The organism is Aliamphritea spongicola (assembly GCF_017051665.1).
In the GTDB taxonomy this organism is placed as follows: Bacteria; Pseudomonadota; Gammaproteobacteria; order Pseudomonadales; family Balneatricaceae; genus Amphritea; species Amphritea spongicola.
Map to the genome: position 1 here is coordinate 1 of NZ_JAFIDL010000061.1, position 322 is coordinate 322.

The following is a 322-nucleotide window of genomic DNA, read 5'->3' on the forward strand; positions in this document are numbered from 1 at the left end:
TTTGCCCCAGTCGCCTTTCGGTTCGATCCAGGCGCTCGGGCGCAGATCGTAACGATCGTCCAGATCTTCGTACTCTTTGAAGTTGCGACCGCGCTGCAGCAGACCGAAGCCTTTCGGATTCTCAACGGTATAGGTGCTGACGGACAGGTGTTTAGGATTGTTCAGCGGACGCCAGATCCACTCGCCGTTGCCGGCATGGATAGACAGACCGTTGGAATCGTGCAGCGCCGGGCGGTAGTTCAGCGTCGGCGACGGCTGGTTCGGGCCGAACAGGAACATGCTGGTCAGCGGCGCCAGGCCCAATTTGCCCACCTTATCGCGC

At 60.2% G+C, this 322-nt stretch carries 1 protein-coding gene; it reads right to left on the reverse strand.

From position 1 onward, the window contains the following. The coding region (locus JYB63_RS22735) for a glucan biosynthesis protein (protein WP_205660204.1) at positions 1 to 322 on the reverse strand (322 nt) is incomplete at both ends.